Source organism: Streptomyces sp. NPDC029014 (assembly GCF_055564695.1).
Genome location: NZ_JBVHVT010000043.1, coordinates 1 through 17,238, shown reverse-complemented (window position 1 = coordinate 17,238; position 17,238 = coordinate 1). Strand labels below are relative to the sequence as shown.

17 protein-coding genes are annotated in these 17,238 nt (G+C 74.5%); 10 read left to right on the top strand and 7 right to left on the bottom strand.

The annotated features are described in order from the left end of the window. Positions 1–68: 68 nt before the first annotated feature. The gene (locus tag ACZ4VL_RS23360; protein WP_468203111.1) at positions 69–701 is read left to right on the top strand and encodes a DUF4291 domain-containing protein; all 633 of its coding nucleotides are present in this window, start codon (positions 69–71) and stop codon (positions 699–701) included. Positions 702–1,051: 350 nt separating this feature from the next. Beyond that, positions 1,052–2,326: a hypothetical protein gene (locus ACZ4VL_RS23355; protein WP_468203107.1), complete on the top strand. Its 1,275-nt coding sequence runs from the start codon at positions 1,052–1,054 to the stop codon at positions 2,324–2,326. Positions 2,327–2,417: 91 nt separating this feature from the next. On the opposite strand, the gene ACZ4VL_RS23350 is transcribed toward ACZ4VL_RS23355, so the two are convergent. Then, a complete protein-coding gene (locus tag ACZ4VL_RS23350) occupies positions 2,418–2,885 on the bottom strand; it encodes an N-acetyltransferase (RefSeq protein WP_468203102.1) in 468 nt (155 codons plus the stop codon). Positions 2,886–3,047: 162 nt separating this feature from the next. Here ACZ4VL_RS23350 and ACZ4VL_RS23345 point away from each other — a divergent pair, with 162 nt between their 5' ends. Continuing rightward, positions 3,048–4,691, top strand: a complete 1,644-nt coding sequence (locus ACZ4VL_RS23345; protein ID WP_468203099.1) for a DNA repair helicase XPB — start codon at positions 3,048–3,050, stop codon at positions 4,689–4,691. Here the strand turns inward: ACZ4VL_RS23345 and ACZ4VL_RS23340 are convergent. Continuing rightward, positions 4,649–5,569 (bottom strand): glycosyltransferase 87 family protein, encoded by a 921-nt coding sequence (locus ACZ4VL_RS23340; RefSeq protein WP_468203096.1) that lies wholly within the window; start codon positions 5,567–5,569, stop codon positions 4,649–4,651. The two genes, ACZ4VL_RS23345 and ACZ4VL_RS23340, sit on opposite strands and share 43 nt — an antisense overlap. 153 nt (positions 5,570–5,722) lie before the next feature. Further along, complete coding sequence (locus tag ACZ4VL_RS23335) at positions 5,723–5,917, bottom strand: hypothetical protein (RefSeq protein ID WP_468203093.1); 195 nt, start codon at positions 5,915–5,917, stop codon at positions 5,723–5,725. A gap of 500 nt (positions 5,918–6,417) precedes the next feature. Here ACZ4VL_RS23335 and ACZ4VL_RS23330 point away from each other — a divergent pair, with 500 nt between their 5' ends. Then, entirely contained in the window at positions 6,418–8,409 is a 1,992-nt protein-coding gene (locus ACZ4VL_RS23330) for a HelD family protein (protein ID WP_468203217.1), read from the top strand. A gap of 146 nt (positions 8,410–8,555) precedes the next feature. On the opposite strand, the gene ACZ4VL_RS23325 is transcribed toward ACZ4VL_RS23330, so the two are convergent. Next, positions 8,556–9,251 (bottom strand): copper homeostasis protein CutC, encoded by a 696-nt coding sequence (locus ACZ4VL_RS23325; RefSeq protein WP_468203091.1) that lies wholly within the window; start codon positions 9,249–9,251, stop codon positions 8,556–8,558. A 120-nt stretch (positions 9,252–9,371) separates the two neighbouring features. Between ACZ4VL_RS23325 and ACZ4VL_RS23320 the strand changes: the two genes are divergently transcribed. Together ACZ4VL_RS23320 and ACZ4VL_RS23315 are read left to right on the top strand one after the other, a co-directional pair. Continuing rightward, positions 9,372–10,103: an HD domain-containing protein gene (locus tag ACZ4VL_RS23320; RefSeq protein ID WP_468203214.1), complete on the top strand. Its 732-nt coding sequence runs from the start codon at positions 9,372–9,374 to the stop codon at positions 10,101–10,103. Between the two features lie 98 nt (positions 10,104–10,201). Beyond that, positions 10,202–11,452 carry a Cmx/CmrA family chloramphenicol efflux MFS transporter gene (locus ACZ4VL_RS23315; protein ID WP_468203088.1) on the top strand — a complete coding sequence of 417 codons (1,251 nt, stop codon included), beginning with the start codon at positions 10,202–10,204 and terminating at the stop codon, positions 11,450–11,452. Between the two features lie 64 nt (positions 11,453–11,516). Here ACZ4VL_RS23315 and ACZ4VL_RS23310 read toward each other — a convergent pair whose 3' ends face one another. Continuing rightward, positions 11,517–11,783, bottom strand: a complete 267-nt coding sequence (locus ACZ4VL_RS23310; RefSeq protein WP_452938946.1) for a DUF4031 domain-containing protein — start codon at positions 11,781–11,783, stop codon at positions 11,517–11,519. A 7-nt stretch (positions 11,784–11,790) separates the two neighbouring features. Beyond that, entirely contained in the window at positions 11,791–12,183 is a 393-nt protein-coding gene (locus ACZ4VL_RS23305) for a hypothetical protein (RefSeq protein ID WP_361094827.1), read from the bottom strand. Positions 12,184–12,413: 230 nt separating this feature from the next. Between ACZ4VL_RS23305 and murQ the strand changes: the two genes are divergently transcribed. The 3 genes from murQ (at position 12,414) to ACZ4VL_RS23290 (ending at position 15,405) form a co-directional block, all read left to right on the top strand. Continuing rightward, positions 12,414–13,376 carry an N-acetylmuramic acid 6-phosphate etherase gene (gene murQ, locus ACZ4VL_RS23300; protein ID WP_468203084.1) on the top strand — a complete coding sequence of 321 codons (963 nt, stop codon included), beginning with the start codon at positions 12,414–12,416 and terminating at the stop codon, positions 13,374–13,376. 117 nt (positions 13,377–13,493) lie between these two features. Next, the gene (locus ACZ4VL_RS23295) at positions 13,494–15,002 is read left to right on the top strand and encodes a PTS transporter subunit EIIC (protein WP_468203081.1); all 1,509 of its coding nucleotides are present in this window, start codon (positions 13,494–13,496) and stop codon (positions 15,000–15,002) included. Positions 15,003–15,030: 28 nt separating this feature from the next. Next, complete coding sequence (locus tag ACZ4VL_RS23290) at positions 15,031–15,405, top strand: hypothetical protein (RefSeq protein ID WP_468203074.1); 375 nt, start codon at positions 15,031–15,033, stop codon at positions 15,403–15,405. A gap of 357 nt (positions 15,406–15,762) precedes the next feature. On the opposite strand, the gene ACZ4VL_RS23285 is transcribed toward ACZ4VL_RS23290, so the two are convergent. Next, positions 15,763–16,362 (bottom strand): phosphoribosylanthranilate isomerase, encoded by a 600-nt coding sequence (locus ACZ4VL_RS23285; RefSeq protein WP_468203071.1) that lies wholly within the window; start codon positions 16,360–16,362, stop codon positions 15,763–15,765. Positions 16,363–16,552: 190 nt separating this feature from the next. Here ACZ4VL_RS23285 and ACZ4VL_RS23280 point away from each other — a divergent pair, with 190 nt between their 5' ends. Continuing rightward, positions 16,553–17,128 carry a Uma2 family endonuclease gene (locus tag ACZ4VL_RS23280; RefSeq protein WP_468203067.1) on the top strand — a complete coding sequence of 192 codons (576 nt, stop codon included), beginning with the start codon at positions 16,553–16,555 and terminating at the stop codon, positions 17,126–17,128. The last annotated feature ends 110 nt before the right edge of the window (positions 17,129–17,238 follow it).

Here is a 17,238-nt window from a genome sequence, read left to right as displayed (position 1 = left end):
GGTCGCGGTCGCGGCGGCCGGGGGAAAACCACTGGCCAACGCGCGTGCTTACGACGCAGGCTGATGCCATGTCCGACAGCACGCCCTCGCGGGCCCCGGAGGTACGGAAGGCGCAGACGGCGCCCCACCGGCAGGTCCGCGCCGCCCACACCGACACCACGGTCACCGTCTACCAGGCGTACGCGCCCCACCTCGGCCTCCCGGCGGCCCGCGACGGCCGGTTCCCGCCCGCCTGGAAGCGGGAGCGGATGACCTGGATCAAGCCGTCGTTCCTGTGGATGATGTACCGCTGCGGCTGGGCGACGAAGACCGACCAGGAGACCGTCCTGGCCGTCGAGATCACCCGCGCGGGCTTCGACGAGGCGCTGCGCCGCGCCTGCCTGTCGCACTACGAGCCCGGCCCGCACGCCGACCGCGAGACCTGGCAGCGGTCCCTGCGCGACTCCCCCGCGCGCGTCCAGTGGGACCCCGAGCGGGACCTGCACCTGAACCCGCTGCCGTACCGCTCGCTCCAACTGGGCCTGTCCGGGCCTGCGTCGCGGGCGTACGCGGACGAATGGACGGTCTCCATCCGCGATGTGACGCCGCTGGCCCGGGAGATCCACGCCCTGGTGCGGGCTGGCGACGATGCTGCGGCGCGGGCGCTCCTGCCTGCGGAAACGCCCTATCCGACGGGTCCGCTGACGCACCTCGGGGCGTAGCCGGACGGGCCGGAAAGCGGAGCCTCCCATACCTATTAGCACAGTTCAGAGGGGGTGGGGGATGTGCCCGGGGTACTGTTGCACAGCAGTGACACACGGGGGATGCGTCGCCCCTAGGCATTATGTGAAGATCAGTTGATCACAGCAGTGGCCGAGGGGAAGCGGGAGAAGCAGAGCAGACAGCAGCACCGGCCCGCGCTTGACACCCACCACCATCTGCACCAGCTGCATCGCCTTCTCCGACGGGCCCGGCATTCTGCCGCGCCCGTCACGCGCACTTCCCGTCGCCTTCCGCCGGCGCCCGTTCCACGCGGAGCGCCGGCCCGTCCGTTCCTTGGGGGGAATCCGCCATGTCCGCTCGCACCGCCGTCCGTCGCCCCGTCCGCGCCGCTGCCGCTGCCGCAGTGGTCGCCGCGGTCGCCGGCACCGCCCTCATGCCGCTGTCGGCGTTCGCCGCTCCGGCCGAGGACGGCGGCGACCTGAAGATCACGATGGGTGCCCCGGCGCCCAGCGGCCAGCTGAAGCCCGGCGGGACGCCGGGGACCTTCGAGCTGACGGTGACCAACCCCTCGGACAAGGTCCGCGCCTTCCACCCGTCGATCAGCGGTGTCCCCAAGGGGCCGAGCCCGCTCCAGCAGAACGACGTGACCTTCCAGGTCGAGGCGGTCGGCGACACCCCGGTGTCGGAGTCCGCCGTCCTCCAGAAGAACAGCCTCTGGCAGCGCGTGCTCCACCCGACCGGCAAGACCGGCGGCTTCGAGGTACCGGCGGGCGGCAAGCTGACCTGGAAGGTCACCGTCGGTCTCGGCGCGAGCTACCCGACCAACCTCGGCGACTTCGAGCTGCGCGCGTCGTCGACGTCCGACACCGAGCTGGCGAAGGACGGCGAGGCCTCCCTCACCTTCAAGAAGGACCCGGTGATCAAGGTGGGCGAGTTCAAGACCTGGATCGACGGCATCGGCGCCTGCGAGGGCAGCACGGCGCCCGACTGCCGCGAGCTGAACGTGAAGTACGTCGCCACCGGCGACGGCAAGTTCAACACCGCGCTGGGCTCCCGACTGGTGCTGGGCTCCCCGGAGCTCGACTCGGCCGACCTCCAGGTGCGGACGCAGGCCGACGGCAAGTGGCAGGACGCCAAGGCCGACTCCGGCAAGTTCACCCTGCCGGTCATCGCGAACGGCTTCGGCGCGGCCTCCGGCGAGCGCTCCACCCGCGTCCAGATCAAGCTCGGCCCGAAGTCGAAGCTGACGAAGGCCACCGCGTTCACCATGGCGACCGACGTCTTCCTCAACGAGGGCAACACCTACCCGTTCACCGGGATCCAGGGCGGGAAGATCGACCTCGCCCCGGCGCAGGGCACGTCGTCCCCGTCGCCGTCCCCGAGCACCTCCGCCTCCCCGTCGCCGTCCGCCTCCGCGTCGGCCTCGCCGTCGGCGTCCGCCTCGACGACCGTCGCTGCCGGGGGCACCACCACCGGCACCACGGGCTCCTCCGGCTCCCTCGCCAGCACCGGCGCCAACTCCAACACCGGCCTGTACTCCGCGCTGGCCGCGGCCCTGGTCACCGCCGGTGGCGCCGCGGTCTGGCTCGGCGCCCGCCGCCGCAAGGCCGCGGCCCAGGCCTGATCCGCACGGACACCCCGAAGGGGCCCCGCACGCCGTGGCGTGCCGGCCCCTTCGGCCGTACCGGACACCGCCCGGCCGTCTCCCCCACCGCTCAGCGGGCCGCGTACACCACCCGCCCCGGCTCGAACGGCCAGACCTCCGCGATCCAGCGGGAGACGGCCTCGTACAGCGGCCCGTCCAGCGCCGCCCGGTCAGCCCGCACCCAGGAGCTGACGTGCACCGGCCGCGGGCTGCCGCCCTCCTTCGCCGGGTAGACGTACACGCAGCCGATCACCTCGTCGCCGTCCAGGACGCTGTACGTGAACCCGGTCCGGGCCTCGAAGTCCCGCGCGTGCCGGGCCAGGTCCCGCCGGTTGTCCTCGGCGGACATCCCCGCCGGCGGCGGCCACCCCCGCCCCTCGAACCCCGGCGTGGCCCGCACGTGCTCGATGCTGCCGCCCCAGGCGGCCAGGTCCCGCTCGTTGTGCTGCTCCCCCAGCGGCTCCAGCCGGAACCCCTCCCCGACCAGCTCCAGGGGCACGTCGAAATCACCGGGCACGAACGCTTCTTGATCACTCATGTCCCGACCCTAGGCACCTGCTCGCCGCCTCCTGCCACCGAATTCCCGCCGGGCCGGGCAGCCGGCGGCCGGTGGAACCACCCCGGCCGCGCGGCGATGCGGCAGACTGGAGGTTTGGCCGTCCGCGCCCGGGCGGCCACCCGACGCCGGAAAGGGACGTGTGTGAACGGGCCCCTCATCGTCCAGAGCGACAAAACCCTCCTGCTGGAGGTCGACCACGAGCTCGCCGCGGCGGCGCGCCGTGCCATCGCGCCCTTCGCCGAGCTGGAGCGGGCGCCCGAGCACATCCACACCTACCGGATCACCCCGCTCGGCCTGTGGAACGCCCGGGCCGCCGGGCACGACGCCGAGCAGGTCGTCGACGCGCTCGTCGAGTACTCCCGCTACCCCGTCCCGCACGCCCTGCTCGTCGACGTCGCCGAGACCATGGCGCGCTACGGCCGCCTCACCCTCTCCAAGCACCCCGTGCACGGCCTGGTGCTGACGACCACCGACCGGCCCGTCCTGGAGGAGGTCCTGAAGTCCAAGCGGGTCGCCCCGCTCGTCGGCGCCCGCATCGACGCCGACACCGTGGCCGTGCACCCCTCCGAACGCGGCCAGATCAAGCAGACCCTCCTCAAGCTGGGCTGGCCCGCCGAGGACCTCGCCGGGTACGTGGACGGCGAGGCCCACCCCATCGAGCTGGAGGAGAACGGCTGGGCCCTGCGCCCCTACCAGCAGCAGGCGGTGGAGGGCTTCTGGCACGGCGGTTCGGGCGTGGTCGTGCTGCCCTGCGGCGCCGGCAAGACTCTGGTCGGCGCGGGCGCCATGGCCAAGGCCAAGGCGACCACGCTGATCCTGGTCACCAACACCGTCTCGGCCCGGCAGTGGAAGCACGAGCTGGTCCGGCGGACCTCGCTGACCGAGGACGAGATCGGCGAGTACTCCGGCACCCGCAAGGAGATCCGGCCCGTCACCATCGCCACCTACCAGGTCCTCACCACCAAGCGGAAGGGCGTCTACCCGCACCTGGAGCTGTTCGACTCCCGCGACTGGGGCCTGATCCTCTACGACGAGGTGCACCTGCTGCCCGCGCCGGTCTTCAAGTTCACCGCCGACCTGCAGGCCCGGCGGCGGCTCGGCCTGACCGCCACCCTGGTCCGCGAGGACGGCCGGGAGTCCGACGTGTTCTCGCTGATCGGGCCGAAGCGCTTCGACGCGCCGTGGAAGGAGATCGAGGCGCAGGGCTACATCGCCCCGGCGGACTGCGTCGAGGTCCGGGTGAACCTCACCGAGTCGGAGCGGCTCGCGTACGCGACCGCCGAGACGGAGGAGAAGTACCGCTTCTGTGCGACGACGGCCACCAAGCGGAAGGTGACCGAGGCCCTGGTGCGCAAGCACCGCGGCGAGCAGACCCTCGTCATCGGGCAGTACATCGACCAGCTCGACGAGCTCGGTGCGCACCTGGACGCGCCCGTCATCAAGGGCGAGACCTCCAACGCGCAGCGGGAGAAGCTCTTCGACGCCTTCCGCGAGGGCGAGATCAGCGTGCTGGTCGTGTCGAAGGTCGCGAACTTCTCCATCGACCTGCCCGAGGCGACCGTCGCCATCCAGGTGTCCGGCACCTTCGGCTCCCGCCAGGAGGAGGCCCAGCGCCTGGGCCGCGTGCTGCGGCCGAAGGCGGACGGCCACGAGGCCCGGTTCTACTCGGTCGTCGCGCGCGACACCATCGACCAGGACTTCGCCGCGCACCGGCAGCGGTTCCTGGCCGAACAGGGCTACGCCTACCGGATCATGGACGCCGACGAGCTGCTGGCCGGCGACTGACCCGGCGCCCGGACGGCCGGCGGCCGCACCGCCGGCCGGGCGGGCGGCCGCACACCGCCGCGCGCGGGCCCGCCCGTCCGGACGGGCCCGGCCGCCGGTCGTCCGGATACGGGCGCCGGACCCGGTACGGGCGCGGGCGCGCGGGTCGCCCGGAGCAGGAAGGCGAGCAGGGGGACGGCCCAGACCCACAGGTGCGGCCAGTACAGCAGCAGCGCCGGGCCCGCGCTGCCGAGCAGGCGGTCCCAGAACTCGGCGGATTCCTGCGGCAGCACCAGCAGCCCGAGCAGCCCGGTGCCGGTGAACGCGGCCAGCGCCGTCAGCCCCGCCCGGACCCGCCCGGTCAGCAGCAGGTACGGGACGAGCACCGCCGGAGCCAGGGTGATCCCGGCGGCCGTACCGAGCGCGAAGCCCTTGCCGAGGGCTGCCTCGCGGCGGCCCAGGTCCCACAGGACCAGGCAGGCGAGCCCCAGGTTGACCTGCCCGGGCAGCAGTCCCTGGAACAGCGGCTCCGCCCACAGCCCGACGATGGTGGCGGCCAGGACCGGGCCCGGCCGGGCCCGCAGCCCCGCGAGCCGGCAGGACAGCAGGACCAGCAGGGCGAGCAGGCCTGCGTTTCCGAGCACGAAGACGGCCTTGAGCACACCGGGCGGCAGCCACGCGGCCGGCGTGAACAGGATCGCAGCGAAGGGCGGGTAGACGGCGGGCGGGCGCCACTCGGTCCCCGGGATCCCGGCGACGGCGTCGCCGAGGGCATCGGCAACCGGAATGCGCAGGGCGATGCAGAGGGCACCCAGCGCGAGCAGCGAGCCCGTGGCCAGCACGCCGGCCAGGGGCGACGGCGAGCGGAGCGGAAGCAGGGGGTGCAGACGCCGGATCACGGGCGTGACCCTAATGGATCACCGGGCGGGGTCCACCGGTATCCGGCCAGCGGGGCGGCCTCGCGGGCCTGCCGGGCCGGGATGCCGGCCTGCGCCGAAACGGAACCGGCTCGGACGGCGGGCGCGGCAGCGGGGCCGGCCTCCGCCGTCCGGTCAGCGGCGTATGACGCCCGGGTCCTCGCCGTACTCGCCGTACTCGCCGAAGACGACGACGCTCACGGCCGCCGCGGCGAAGACCTTCACGGCGCGCAGGACGTTGCCGACGATGTGACGGTGGTGGTGTTCGGAAGTGGCAGTGGCGCCGCTCGGGCGGCCACCGTGGACCGGTGTGAAGGTTGCGGTGCTCATGTCTCCATGGTGCGTGCAGGACCCCCTCCGGCGCATCGCTCCCGGGGCGGAATCCCCGGGGCCCCCGCCTCCTCCTTGCGTCCCATGCCGTCCCCTAGGGCCCACTCCGAGGTCTGACACCTCCGGGTACGACACCCGGACGGTGCACGGCCCGCCCCGAACCTCCGGCCCGGGAAATCCGCTCGCGCCGCGCAGGGCCGCTGACTACAATCTCCGCTCTTGCCGCCTCCCGCCGCCGTATCGGGGAGAGCGCCCACCGGACGGAACCGGCGGGCACGCGTGGCCCGCCGGCCGCGCAACCGATCACGCAACCGACCCGCAGACCAGCCGCTGGAGGCAGTCCCGTGCCCGCGCACGCCCCCGAGCCCGCCGCCCCCGCCCCCGCCCCGGCCCCCGCGCAGGCAGCCGCGCACGCGCAGGCCCCCGCAGCGGCCACCGAGGCGAACCCCCTCGCCCGCGAGCAGGCCCACCTCGCCGCCTCCCGCGCCGCCCTGCGCGCCATGCGCGAGGACGTCGAGGCCCTCGACATCCGCGACGTCACCGCGAACTGGGTCAACGCGGTCGTCCTCCAGGCCCAGATCGACGACCGCATCAAGGCCCTCGCCGACCTCGCCCACACGCCCCTGTTCTTCGGCCGCCTCGACTACCAGCACGCCCCCGGCGCGGAACTCGCCGAGGGCGCCGAGGGCGAGCAGTTCTACATCGGCCGCCGCCACGTCCACGACGCCGACGGCGACCCCATGGTCATCGACTGGCGCGCCCCCGTCTCCCAGCCCTTCTACCGGGCCTCCAAGAAGGACCCGCAGGACGTCGCCCTGCGCCGCCGCTTCGGCTACACCGGCGGCGAGCTCACCGCCTACGAGGACGAGCACCTCTCCGACCCCGCCGAGGCGGCCGCCGTCAGCAAGCTGCTCCAGCAGGAGATCGAACGGCCGCGCGTCGGCCCGATGCGCGACATCGTCGCCACGATCCAGCCCGAGCAGGACGAGATCGTCCGCTCCGGCCTGTCCGGCTCCGTCTGCGTCCAGGGCGGCCCCGGCACCGGGAAGACCGCCGTCGGCCTGCACCGCGTCGCCTACCTGCTGTACGCGCACCGCGAGCGGCTCGCCCGCACCGGCACCCTCGTCATCGGCCCGAACCGTTCCTTCCTCCAGTACATCGAGCAGGTCCTGCCCGCGCTGGGCGAGCTGGAGGTCAAGCAGGCCACCGTGGAAGACCTGGTCACCCGCGACGGCCTGGAGGTCCGCGGCGCCGACGCCGCCGCCACCGCCGTCGTCAAGGGCGACGCCCGCATGGCCGAGGTGCTGCGCCGGGCGGTCCGCTCGCACGTCACCGAGCCCGCCGAACCCCTGATGGTGGTCCGCGGCTCGCGCCGGTGGCGGGTCCCCGCGTACGAGCTCCAGGAGATCGTGGCCGAGCTGCAGGCGCGGGACATGCGCTACGGCGCCGCCCACAACGCGCTGCCGCAGCGCGTCGCGCACGCCGTGCTCGTCCGGATGGAGCAGGCCGGCGAGGCCCCCGACGACCGGGTACAGGACGCGGTCGCACGCAACGCCGCCGTGAAGGCCCTGGTCAAATCCGTCTGGCCGGCCGTGGACCCCGCGAAGCTGGTGCTGCGGCTGCTGTCCGACGCGGAGTTCCTCGCCGCCCATGCGGACGGGATCCTGTCGGAGGAGGAGCAGCGGCTCCTGCTGTGGGCCAAGCCGGCGCGGAGCGTGAAGTCCGCGAAGTGGTCGCCCGCCGACCTGGTCCTGATCGACGAAGCCGCCGACCAGGTGGAGCGCACGCCCTCGCTGGGCCACGTCGTCCTCGACGAGGCCCAGGACCTGTCCCCCATGCAGTACCGGGCGGTCGGCCGCCGCTGCACCACCGGCTCCGCGACCGTCCTGGGCGACCTCGCGCAGGGCACCACGCCGTGGGCCACCCGCGACTGGGCCGAGGCCCTCGGCCACCTGGGCAAGCCGGAGGCGGCGCTGGAGGAGCTGACGGCGGGCTTCCGCGTGCCGCGCGAGGTGATCGCGTACGCCTCCCGGCTGCTGCCGTCGATCTCCCCGGGGCTGGCGGCCGTGTCGTCCGTCCGCGAGACACCGGGCTCGCTGGCCGTGACCCCGGTCCCGGAGGCCGCGGAACTGGCCACCGCGGTGGTGGAGGCCTGCCGGCGCTCGCTGGCACGGGAGGGCTCCATCGGCCTGATCGCCGCCGACGCCCGGATCCCGGAACTGGCCGGGGCCCTGGAGGCGGCCGGGCTGGCCTGGCTGTCACCGGGTGAGGAGACCACCGCCCGGACCCGCCTCACCCTGGTACCGGCGTCGCTCGCGAAGGGCCTGGAGTACGACTACGTCGTGCTGGACGAGCCCGCCGCGATCGTCGCGGGCGAACCGGACGAGCGGACCGGCCTGCGCCGCCTGTACGTGTGCCTCACCCGCGCCGTCTCCGGCCTGACCGCCCTCCACGCCACCCCACTGCCCCCGGCCCTGACCCTGGCCCCCTGACACCGGCACGTGCGGCGCGGCCCGGCACGTCCTCACCGCCGCGCCCTCAAGGCCGGGGCCGGCCGATCCAGCCCCGCCGGCGTGTGAGGCGCGGGTCCGGGCGGAGCCCGGTGCCCGGCGGAGCCGGGATCCCCGGGGCCGGTCGGTCAGGACAGGGCGGCACGCCACTCTGCGACGGCGGCCGCCGAGACCGGGCGGGCCCACCCCTGCGGCCGGGCCGCGCCCCCGATGTGGAAGCCGTCCACCCCGGCCCCGCGCAGCACCGGCAGGTGCTCCAGCGTCAGCCCCCCGCCGACCAGCAGCCGCGCCCCGTACCCCGGCTCGCCGCGCCGCGCCGCCTCGGCCAGCAGCACCGGCAGGCCCTCCTCGACGCCGGCCGCCGACCCGGCCGTCAGGTACGTGTCCAGCCCGGGCAGGTCCGCGAGCGCCTTGCGCAGCTGGTCGCGGTCGGCGGCCCGGTCGATGGCCCGGTGGAACGTCCACCGGCAGCCGGCCAGCTCGGCCGTGACCGCCTCGACGGCGGCCAGGTCCGGACCGCCGTCCGGGGCCAGGAATCCGAGGACGAACTCCTCGGCCCCCTCCGCCCGCAGGGCCCGCGCCTGCGCGGCGAGCCGGTCCAGGTCCTCGGCCGAGCCCGCCGAGAAGCCGTCCGCCGCCCGGAGCATCACGCGCAGGGGGATGTCGACCGCCGCCCTGATCGCGGCGAAGGTCTCCCGCGAGGGGGTGAGCCCGTCGGCGGCCATGTCGCTGACCAGTTCCAGTCGGTCCGCCCCACCGGCCCGGGCAGCGACCGCGTCCTCCACGTCGAGGGCGATCACCTCCAGGACTGCACGGTTGCTCATTGGGCCCACTCCTCGGGAAGACTGCTGATAGGAAAAATAGGTCTAGTCCAATATCCAGGGTACGGGCCGTTCCCACCCTTCACCAGCACCTTCACGCCACCCCACAATGTCCGCATGGACATGGACAGGGACACGCACCCGGGCAGGGACACGACCGCCGACACCGCCGCGGAGCCCCCCACGGCCGCCGCCCCCGCCACCGCCCGGCTGCGCGACCGCTGGCACGCCACCGCCGCCTCGGCCGGTGCCCCCGCCGACCGGGACCCCGCCCCCTACGCCGACCGCCTCCTCGCCGCCTGGGCGGAGCCTCAGCGCCGATACCACACCACCGCGCACCTGGCCGACGTACTCGAACGGATCGACGTCCTCGCCCCGCACGCCGCCGACCCCGCCGCCGTCGAGCTCGCCGCCTGGTTCCACGACGCCGTCTACCGTCCCGACCGCTCCGAGAACGAGGAGCGCAGCGCCGCCCTCGCCGAGCGCGCCCTGCACGAACTCGGCGTGCCCGGACCCCGCACCGCCGAGGTGGCCCGACTCGTCCGGCTCACCGTCACCCACGACCCCGCCCCCGGCGACACCAACGGCGAGGTGCTCTGCGACGCCGACCTCGCCGTCCTCGCCGGCGACCCCGGCGCGTACGCGGACTACGTCGCCGCCGTCCGCGAGGAGTACGGCTTCGTCCCCGAGGACGCCTTCCGCGCCGGCCGGGCCGCCGTCCTGCGCCAGCTCCTGGACCTGCCCCGGCTCTTCCGCACCCCGCACGGCACCGCGCAGTGGGAGGCCCGGGCCCGCCGCAACCTGGCCGCGGAACTCGCCGACCTGACAGGCCCGGTGCCCCCGCACGGGGAATGAGATCCACTTCGGCCGGGTTCGTGAAGGACATGCCCGAAGCCCCCACCCCCACCCCCACCGCCGCATCCGCACCCACACCCACACCCACAACCACCCGCATGCCGGTCGCCGTGTACGTCCTCGGCCTGTCCGTCTTCGCCCTCGGCACCAGCGAGTTCATGCTCTCGGGGCTCCTGCCGCCCATCGCCGAGGACATGGGCGTGACCATCCCGCAGGCCGGCCTGCTCATCTCCGCCTTCGCGATCGGCATGGTCGTCGGCGCGCCGCTGCTGGCCGTGGCCACCCTGCGGCTCCCCCGCCGCACCACCCTGATCTCGCTCATCGGCCTCTTCGGGCTCGGTCAGGTCGCGGGCGCACTCGCCCCCTCGTACGAGCTGCTCTTCGCCTCCCGCGTCGTCTCCGCCCTCGCCTGCGCCGGCTTCTGGGCGGTCGGCGCGGCCGTCGCCATCGCGATGGTCCGGCAGGACCAGCGGGCCCGCGCCATGGCCGTGATGATCGGCGGACTGTCCATCGCCAACGTCCTCGGCGTCCCGCTGGGCGCCTTCCTCGGCGAGCACCTGGGCTGGCGCTCCGCGTTCTGGGCGGTCGGCGGGGCCTCCGCGGTCGCCCTGGCCGGCATCCTCGCCCTGGTCCCGAGGATCCCGCTGCCCGCCGAACGGCCCGGCCTCCGGCGGGAGCTGCGCATCTACCGCGACCGCCAGGTGTGGCTGTCCATCGGCATCACGGCCCTGGCCGCCGGCGGCGTCTTCTGCGCCTTCAGCTACCTGTCCCCGCTGCTCACCGACGTCGCCGGCCTGGACTCCGGTTGGGTGCCGTGGGTGCTCGTCCTGTTCGGGCTGGGCGCCCTGGCCGGGACCACGGCCGGCGGACGCTACGCCGACGCGCACCTCTTCGGGGTGATGCTGTGGGGCGTCACCGCCTCGACCGCGTTCCTCGTCGCGCTGGCGCTGCTGGCCCCGGTGGCCGTGGCCGCCGTCACCCTGTCCTTCCTGATCGGCTTCTCGACCTTCTTCACCGCCCCCGCCCTCAACGCCCGCATGTTCAACGTCGCCGGCGCCGCCCCGACCCTGGCCGGTGCGACCACCACCGCCGCCTTCAACCTCGGCAACACGGGCGGCCCCTGGCTCGGCGGCACCGTCATCGACACCGGCCACGGCTTCGCCGCCACCGCCTGGGCGGGCGCCGCCATGACGGTCACCGCGATCGCCCTCACCCTGCTGGCCCTCCGCCTGGACCGCCGCACCCCACCCCGCCCCACCCGCGTCGTCGCCTCCTCGACCGCGCCCCGCCCGACCACCGCCCAGGCCCCCGCCGCAGGGGCAGCCGAACGCTCACCCACCGCGGGCTGACCGCCAGGGGTACGTGAACCACCGCCCGCCGGGCACATGACTGGCCGTCACCGTGGATCGGGAACTACGCCGGGCGGTGTTTCGGGCGGCGGAGGCCGGCCTTCACCAGGAGGCGGACGATCTCCTTGCTGCCGACCTCCACCGCGCCCGCCGCGACCGCGTCCGCGTACCGGGACTCGGGCAGGTCGTAGTGGTCGCCGTCGAAGGCCCTCGGCGGACAGCCGATCGAGGCCGCGAAGGCGTGCAGTTCCTCGTACGAGACGTCGCTGATCAGGTGCGACCACATGCGGCCGTGGCCCGGCCACGTCGGCGGGTCGATGTAGAGCGTCACCGGCCGCTCACAGGCTTCCGCCGAAGCCGCCCGGGCCGATGACCGGACCCAGGCCGCCCACCGCGGCGACCTTCACGCCCGCCTTGGCGCACACCCAGTGCGGGTCGGGCCCCAACTCCGGCTCCACGTCCAGCGCGTGCGGGTCGCCGTGCGAGCAGACCGGGCACAGCGGCCAGCGGCCGTACTTCTCCAGCAGCGCGTCCTGCACGTCCTGGGCCACGAGCCCGGCCAGGTAGTCGACGCCCTCGGGCCACTGTTCCACCCACCACCGGCGGTGCGTGACCGAGTCCTCGACGAGGGAGACGACATCGGCCTCGGCGACCTGGCCGGCGACGAGATCGGCGAGGACGAGGGCACGCGCGGCGTGCAACGCCTGCTCCAGGGGTGTTGCATGGTCCATGCGCCCATTGTGAACCCCGACCGGCCCGCTGGCGAAGACCCTCATTTGTTCTGGATTGTTTGGTTTTCCACTGGTTCAGGAGCCTTATGGCGTATTGACCCTGTTCCGGAGTCGAAAATACATTTCGGGGATGAGCGAGGCCGCGAAGTAGACCTTCAGCCCGGCCGCCGTGGCCGGCCGCACCGGGCAGCACCTCGTCGCCCACCGCCCGCCCGTCAGGAGAACGGCCTGTGACCGCCGACGCCGCCACCGACTCCGACCACCCCCGTACCGGGCTCCGTGCCCAGCTCGACGGGCTGACCACCGAGGCCTTCCGACCCGACCTCGCCGAGATCGACCGCCGGACCACCCTCGAGATCGCCCGCACCATGAACGCCGAGGACGCCGCCGTCCCGGCCGCCGTCGCCGCCCAGCTGCCCCGGATCGCCGCCGCGATCGACGCCATCGCCGCCCGCATGGCCCGCGGCGGCCGCCTGGTCTACGCCGGCGCCGGAACCGCCGGCCGGATCGGCGTCCTCGACGCCAGCGAGTGCCCGCCCACCTTCAACACCGCCCCCGGCCAGGTCGTCGGCCTGATCGCGGGCGGCCCCGCCGCCGTGCTCCGGTCCGTCGAGGGCGCCGAGGACTCCGCCGAGCTCGCCGCCGCCGACCTCACCGCCCTGGAGCTGACCAGGGACGACACCGTCATCGGCGTCTCCGCCTCCGGCCGCACCCCGTACGCGGTCGGCGCCGTCGACTTCGCCCGCGCCCGCGGCGCCCTCACCGTCGGCCTGTCCTGCAACCCCGGCTCCGCGCTCGCCGCGGCCGCCGAGCACGGCATCGAGGTCGTCGTCGGGCCGGAGCTGCTGACCGGCTCCACCCGGCTGAAGGCCGGCACCGCGCAGAAGCTCGTCCTGAACCTCATCTCGACCATCACGATGATCCGGCTCGGGAAGACGTACGGAAACCTCATGGTCGACCTGCGCGCCTCCAACGAGAAGCTGCGCGCCCGCTCCCGCCGCATCGTGGCCCTGGCCACCGGAGCCGGCGACGAGGAGATCGAGGCCGCGCTCACCGCCACCGGCGGCGAGGTGAAGGCCGCCATCCTCGTCATCCTCGGCGGCGTCGACGGCCCGGCCGCGGCCGGACTGCTGTCCGCCGCGCGCGGCCACCTCCGCGCGGCCCTCGCGGAGGCCGCCACCACCCGCCGCTGACCGCCCGCCGCTGAGCGTCTGCCGCCGCACGCTCGCCCTGCCGCTGAGCGTCTGCCGCCGACCGCCCGTCCCCGCCACCGCCGCCGTACCGCCCGCCCCCGACGAAGGCGACCGCCCATGCCCGAAGACAAGCACCGCGCCACAGCCGCCGCGATCCTGCCCCTGGTCGGCGGCCCGGACAACATCACCTCGATCGCGCACTGCATGACCCGCCTGCGCATCGGCCTGCGCGACCGCTCCCGCGTCGACGACGACGCCCTGAAGGCACTGCCCGCCGTCCTCGGCGTCGTCGAGGACGACACGTACCAGATCGTGCTCGGGCCGGGGGCCGTCGCCCGCATCACCCCGGAGTTCGAGGCGCTCGTGGCGCAGGCCCGCCGGGCCCGCCCGGCAACGGCCGCCGGGGCGGCGGCGGCAGGCAGCGCCGGGACCCCGGTGACCGCCGCGGAGCTCGCCGACCGGGGCGCCGCCCTCAAGCAGGCCCGGAAGGCCAAGAACAGCACCCCCGCCAAACTGGCCCTGCGCCGCATCGCGAACGTCTTCGTCCCGCTGATCCCGGCCCTCATCGGCTGCGGGATCATCGCCGGCCTGAACGGCCTGCTCACCAACACCGGCTGGCTGCCCGGCGCCGTCCCGGCGCTCGCCGCGATCGCGTCCGGCTTCATGTCCCTGATCGCCGTTTTCGTCGGCCACAACACGGCCAAGGAGTTCGGCGGCACGCCCGTCCTGGGCGGCGCCGTCGCCGCGATCATCGTCTTCCCCGGCGTCGCGAAGATCGACGCCTTCGGCCACCACCTCTCCCCCGGGCAGGGCGGCGTCCTCGGCGCCCTCGCCGCCGCCCTCCTCGCCGTCCAGATCGAGAAGTGGTGCCGCACCTGGGTCCCCGAAGCCCTCGACAACCTGGTCACCCCGACACTGACCGTCCTCATCGCCGGCCTGGTCGCCCTCTTCGGCCTGATGCTCGCCGCCGGGGAGGTCTCCGCCGGCATCGGCGCCTTCGCCACCTGGCTGCTGCGCACCGGCGGCTCCTTCGCCGGCCTCGTCCTGGGCGGCCTCTTCCTCCCGCTGGTCATGCTGGGCCTGCACCAGGCCCTGATCCCCATCCACACCACCCTCATCGAGCAGACCGGCTACACCGTCCTCCTCCCCATCCTCGCCATGGCCGGCGCGGGCCAGGTCGGCGCCGCCGTCGCCGTCTACTGCCGCCTCCCGCACAACCGCAGCCTGCGCACGACGATCAAGTCCGCGCTCCCGGCCGGCTTCCTCGGGGTCGGCGAACCACTGATCTACGGGGTCTCGCTGCCGCTCGGCCGGCCCTTCGTCACCGCCTGCGTCGGCGGAGCGGCCGGCGGGGCGTTCATCGGCCTGTTCAACCAACTCGGCGTCGCCTTCGGCTCCACCGCCATCGGACCGTCCGGGTGGGCCCTGTTCCCGCTGCTCGACGGCCGTTCCGGGATGGGCCTCACCATCGCCATCTACGCGGGCGGTCTGGCGGTCGGCTACCTGGTCGGGTTCCTGGCCACGTACTTCTTCGGCTTCACCCGACAGATGCTGACGGACCTGAACGCCGACCCGGGTGCAATTCCGGCCACGGCCCCGCCGGCCACGCAGCCGGCTATGGCGTAAATATGGATCCGGCGGTGAAACTGCCCCCATGCAGCTCCCCGCCGAAGCCGTCGCCGCCACCGCCGTCGTAGAAGTCGTGCGCCTCACCACCCGTCCCGAGCGCTACGGCGAACCCATGAGCGGCCCCGTCGTCACCCGCTGGACCGGCCGACAGGCCGCCGACTCCCTTGAGCTGATCTCGTCCATGCCTCCCGGCGACCCCCGCCTGTGCTTCGCGCCGGGCTGGGGCCTGCGGGCGTACGGCGCCACCCACGAGCCACTGTTCGAGCTGATCTTCTGCTTCAGCTGCCACCACGGCTGGCTGTGGGGCTCCGCCGTCCCCGAAGAGCTGGCCTTCGACACCATCTCCGGCAACACCGCAGAGGCGGACGCCCTGCTGGCCCACTTCCGCGACGCCGCCTGACCCCCACCCTCCCCTCCTCTCCTCTCCCCCACCTCCCCTCCTCTCCCCCACCTCCCCTCCTCTCCCCCACCTCCCCCTCGTCCCCCCACCCGCCGGGCCCGTCCGAACGACCAGTTCCGGGCCCGTACCTCCCCCTACTGCCCCGCCACTGCGCCCGGCAGCAGCCGCCCGCACGCTCGGGCGGAGCCGCCGTCGACCCCTCGACCGGGCGTCCGGTCGGCACGGCCGGACCATCGACTTTCAGCCAGCCGCGGACCGGCTTGTCAGCGAGCGTGAACCTGTGGGCGCGCGGGCGCCCGGCGTCGTCGAACACCCGGGACGCCGAGCCCCCCGGGGCGCCGGGCCCGCCCTGCCGCGCTAGCCGCGGGCCGCGGCCACGAAGGCGCGGATCAGGTCCGGGGACTTCACGCCGCGCTCCCGCTCCACACCGCTGGACACGTCCACGCCCCACGCCCCCGTGGTCTCCACGGCCTTGCGGACGTTGTCCGGGCTCAGGCCGCCGGCCAGCAGCCAGTGCCCGCGGGGGGCGGTGAACTCCGCGGCGGCCCAGTTCCACGGCTTGCCGGAGCCGGGGTCGGGGGCGTCGATCAGCAGGAGGTCCTCTCCGTACTCCCCGCACCGCTCCACCCGCCGCGCGGTGGCCCGCAGCAGGGTGCGGCCCTCGGCGCGCAGGGCCTCGTAGAACTCCGGGCCCTCGTCGCCGTGCAGCTGCACGCCCCGGACCCCGCTCTCCTGGGTGAGCCGCCGGACCTCCTCCACCGACTGGCCGCGGAACACGCCGACCGTGAGCACCCCGTCCGGGACCCGCGCGGCCAGCTCCCGGGCCTCGGCGGCGCCGATCGTACGGGGGCTGCCCGCGGCGAAGACGAAGCCGACGGCATCGGCGCCGGCGGCCACGGCCACGTCGACGTCGTGCGCGGTCTTCAGACCGCAGATCTTCACGAAGAGGTCGCTCATGCCCCCAGTGAAACAAATCGCGGCGCCCCGACCCGGGCGGTCCCGAAGACCGGGCGCCATGACCGCCACCGCACGGTCCGGAGCGCCGCCCCCCGCAAGGGTGGCGCTCCGCCCGTATCCGGGCACGGGGGCCGCTGCACCCCCAGCCTGGGCAGGGCACGCACACCCGGCCCGGCAAAGGACGACGGTGATGACCATGGCCGAGCGGGACGCCACCCCGGGGGGCTCGTCGCAGCCGGTGTTCGAGGACGTTCTGCGCACCGTCGAGGAGAGGGACACGCCGGACGGCTTCAAGGCCGAGCTCATCCGCGGGAAGATCATCGTGCCGCCGTGGCCCGAACTGCGTTCCGCGCGCTGTCTGCGTGCCATGCGCAGACAGCTCGAAGCCCACGCCCCGGACGGCCACGTCGCGGACGCCGCTCCGATCCTGTTCCGGTTCCCGTCGGCCGGCCGCGCCTACGGGCCCTCCCTCTTCGTGGCCGACGGGACGGCCTTCGCAGCCGAGGGCCGCAGCGCGGACGGGGCCGCCCTCTCCCTGGTCGCGGAGTTCACCTCCGTGTCGACCCGGGACGCGGACTGGCAGGAGAAGCTGGAGGTCTACGGCCGCCTGGTCGTGGACGTGCAGGGCGCGGAGTCCACCTGCTTCTCCGGCCCCTCGCCGCACGGCTACCGCGCCCGGCGGACGGTGTCCTTCGGCGAGCCCCTGGACCTCCCGGAGCCGTTCGGGTTCGCGCTCGACACCGCCGGTTTCGCGTCCGGGGCGTGAAACGCCCGAGGGCGGGGGGGGGGGGGGGGGGGGGGGGGGGGGGGGGGGGGGGGGGGGGGGAGGGGGGGGGGGGGGGGGGGGGGGGGGGAGGGGGGTGGCGGCGTGTTTTA

Bases quoted from the DNA above. Each gene is read 5' to 3' on its own strand.
- ACZ4VL_RS23350 (WP_468203102.1), bottom strand. From the start codon at position 2,885: ATGAGTGATCAAGAAGCGTTCGTGCCCGGTGATTTCGACGTGCCCCTG.
- ACZ4VL_RS23295 (WP_468203081.1), top strand. From the start codon at position 13,494: ATGCCCGAAGACAAGCACCGCGCCACAGCCGCCGCGATCCTGCCCCTG.
- ACZ4VL_RS23360 (WP_468203111.1), top strand. From the start codon at position 69: ATGTCCGACAGCACGCCCTCGCGGGCCCCGGAGGTACGGAAGGCGCAG.
- ACZ4VL_RS23290 (WP_468203074.1), top strand. From the start codon at position 15,031: ATGCAGCTCCCCGCCGAAGCCGTCGCCGCCACCGCCGTCGTAGAAGTC.
- ACZ4VL_RS23355 (WP_468203107.1), top strand. From the start codon at position 1,052: ATGTCCGCTCGCACCGCCGTCCGTCGCCCCGTCCGCGCCGCTGCCGCT.
- ACZ4VL_RS23320 (WP_468203214.1), top strand. From the start codon at position 9,372: ATGGACAGGGACACGCACCCGGGCAGGGACACGACCGCCGACACCGCC.
- ACZ4VL_RS23335 (WP_468203093.1), bottom strand. From the start codon at position 5,917: ATGAGCACCGCAACCTTCACACCGGTCCACGGTGGCCGCCCGAGCGGC.
- ACZ4VL_RS23325 (WP_468203091.1), bottom strand. From the start codon at position 9,251: ATGAGCAACCGTGCAGTCCTGGAGGTGATCGCCCTCGACGTGGAGGAC.
- ACZ4VL_RS23330 (WP_468203217.1), top strand. From the start codon at position 6,418: ATGCGCGAGGACGTCGAGGCCCTCGACATCCGCGACGTCACCGCGAAC.
- ACZ4VL_RS23305 (WP_361094827.1), bottom strand. From the start codon at position 12,183: ATGGACCATGCAACACCCCTGGAGCAGGCGTTGCACGCCGCGCGTGCC.
- ACZ4VL_RS23285 (WP_468203071.1), bottom strand. From the start codon at position 16,362: ATGAGCGACCTCTTCGTGAAGATCTGCGGTCTGAAGACCGCGCACGAC.
- ACZ4VL_RS23280 (WP_468203067.1), top strand. From the start codon at position 16,553: ATGACCATGGCCGAGCGGGACGCCACCCCGGGGGGCTCGTCGCAGCCG.
- ACZ4VL_RS23315 (WP_468203088.1), top strand. From the start codon at position 10,202: ATGCCGGTCGCCGTGTACGTCCTCGGCCTGTCCGTCTTCGCCCTCGGC.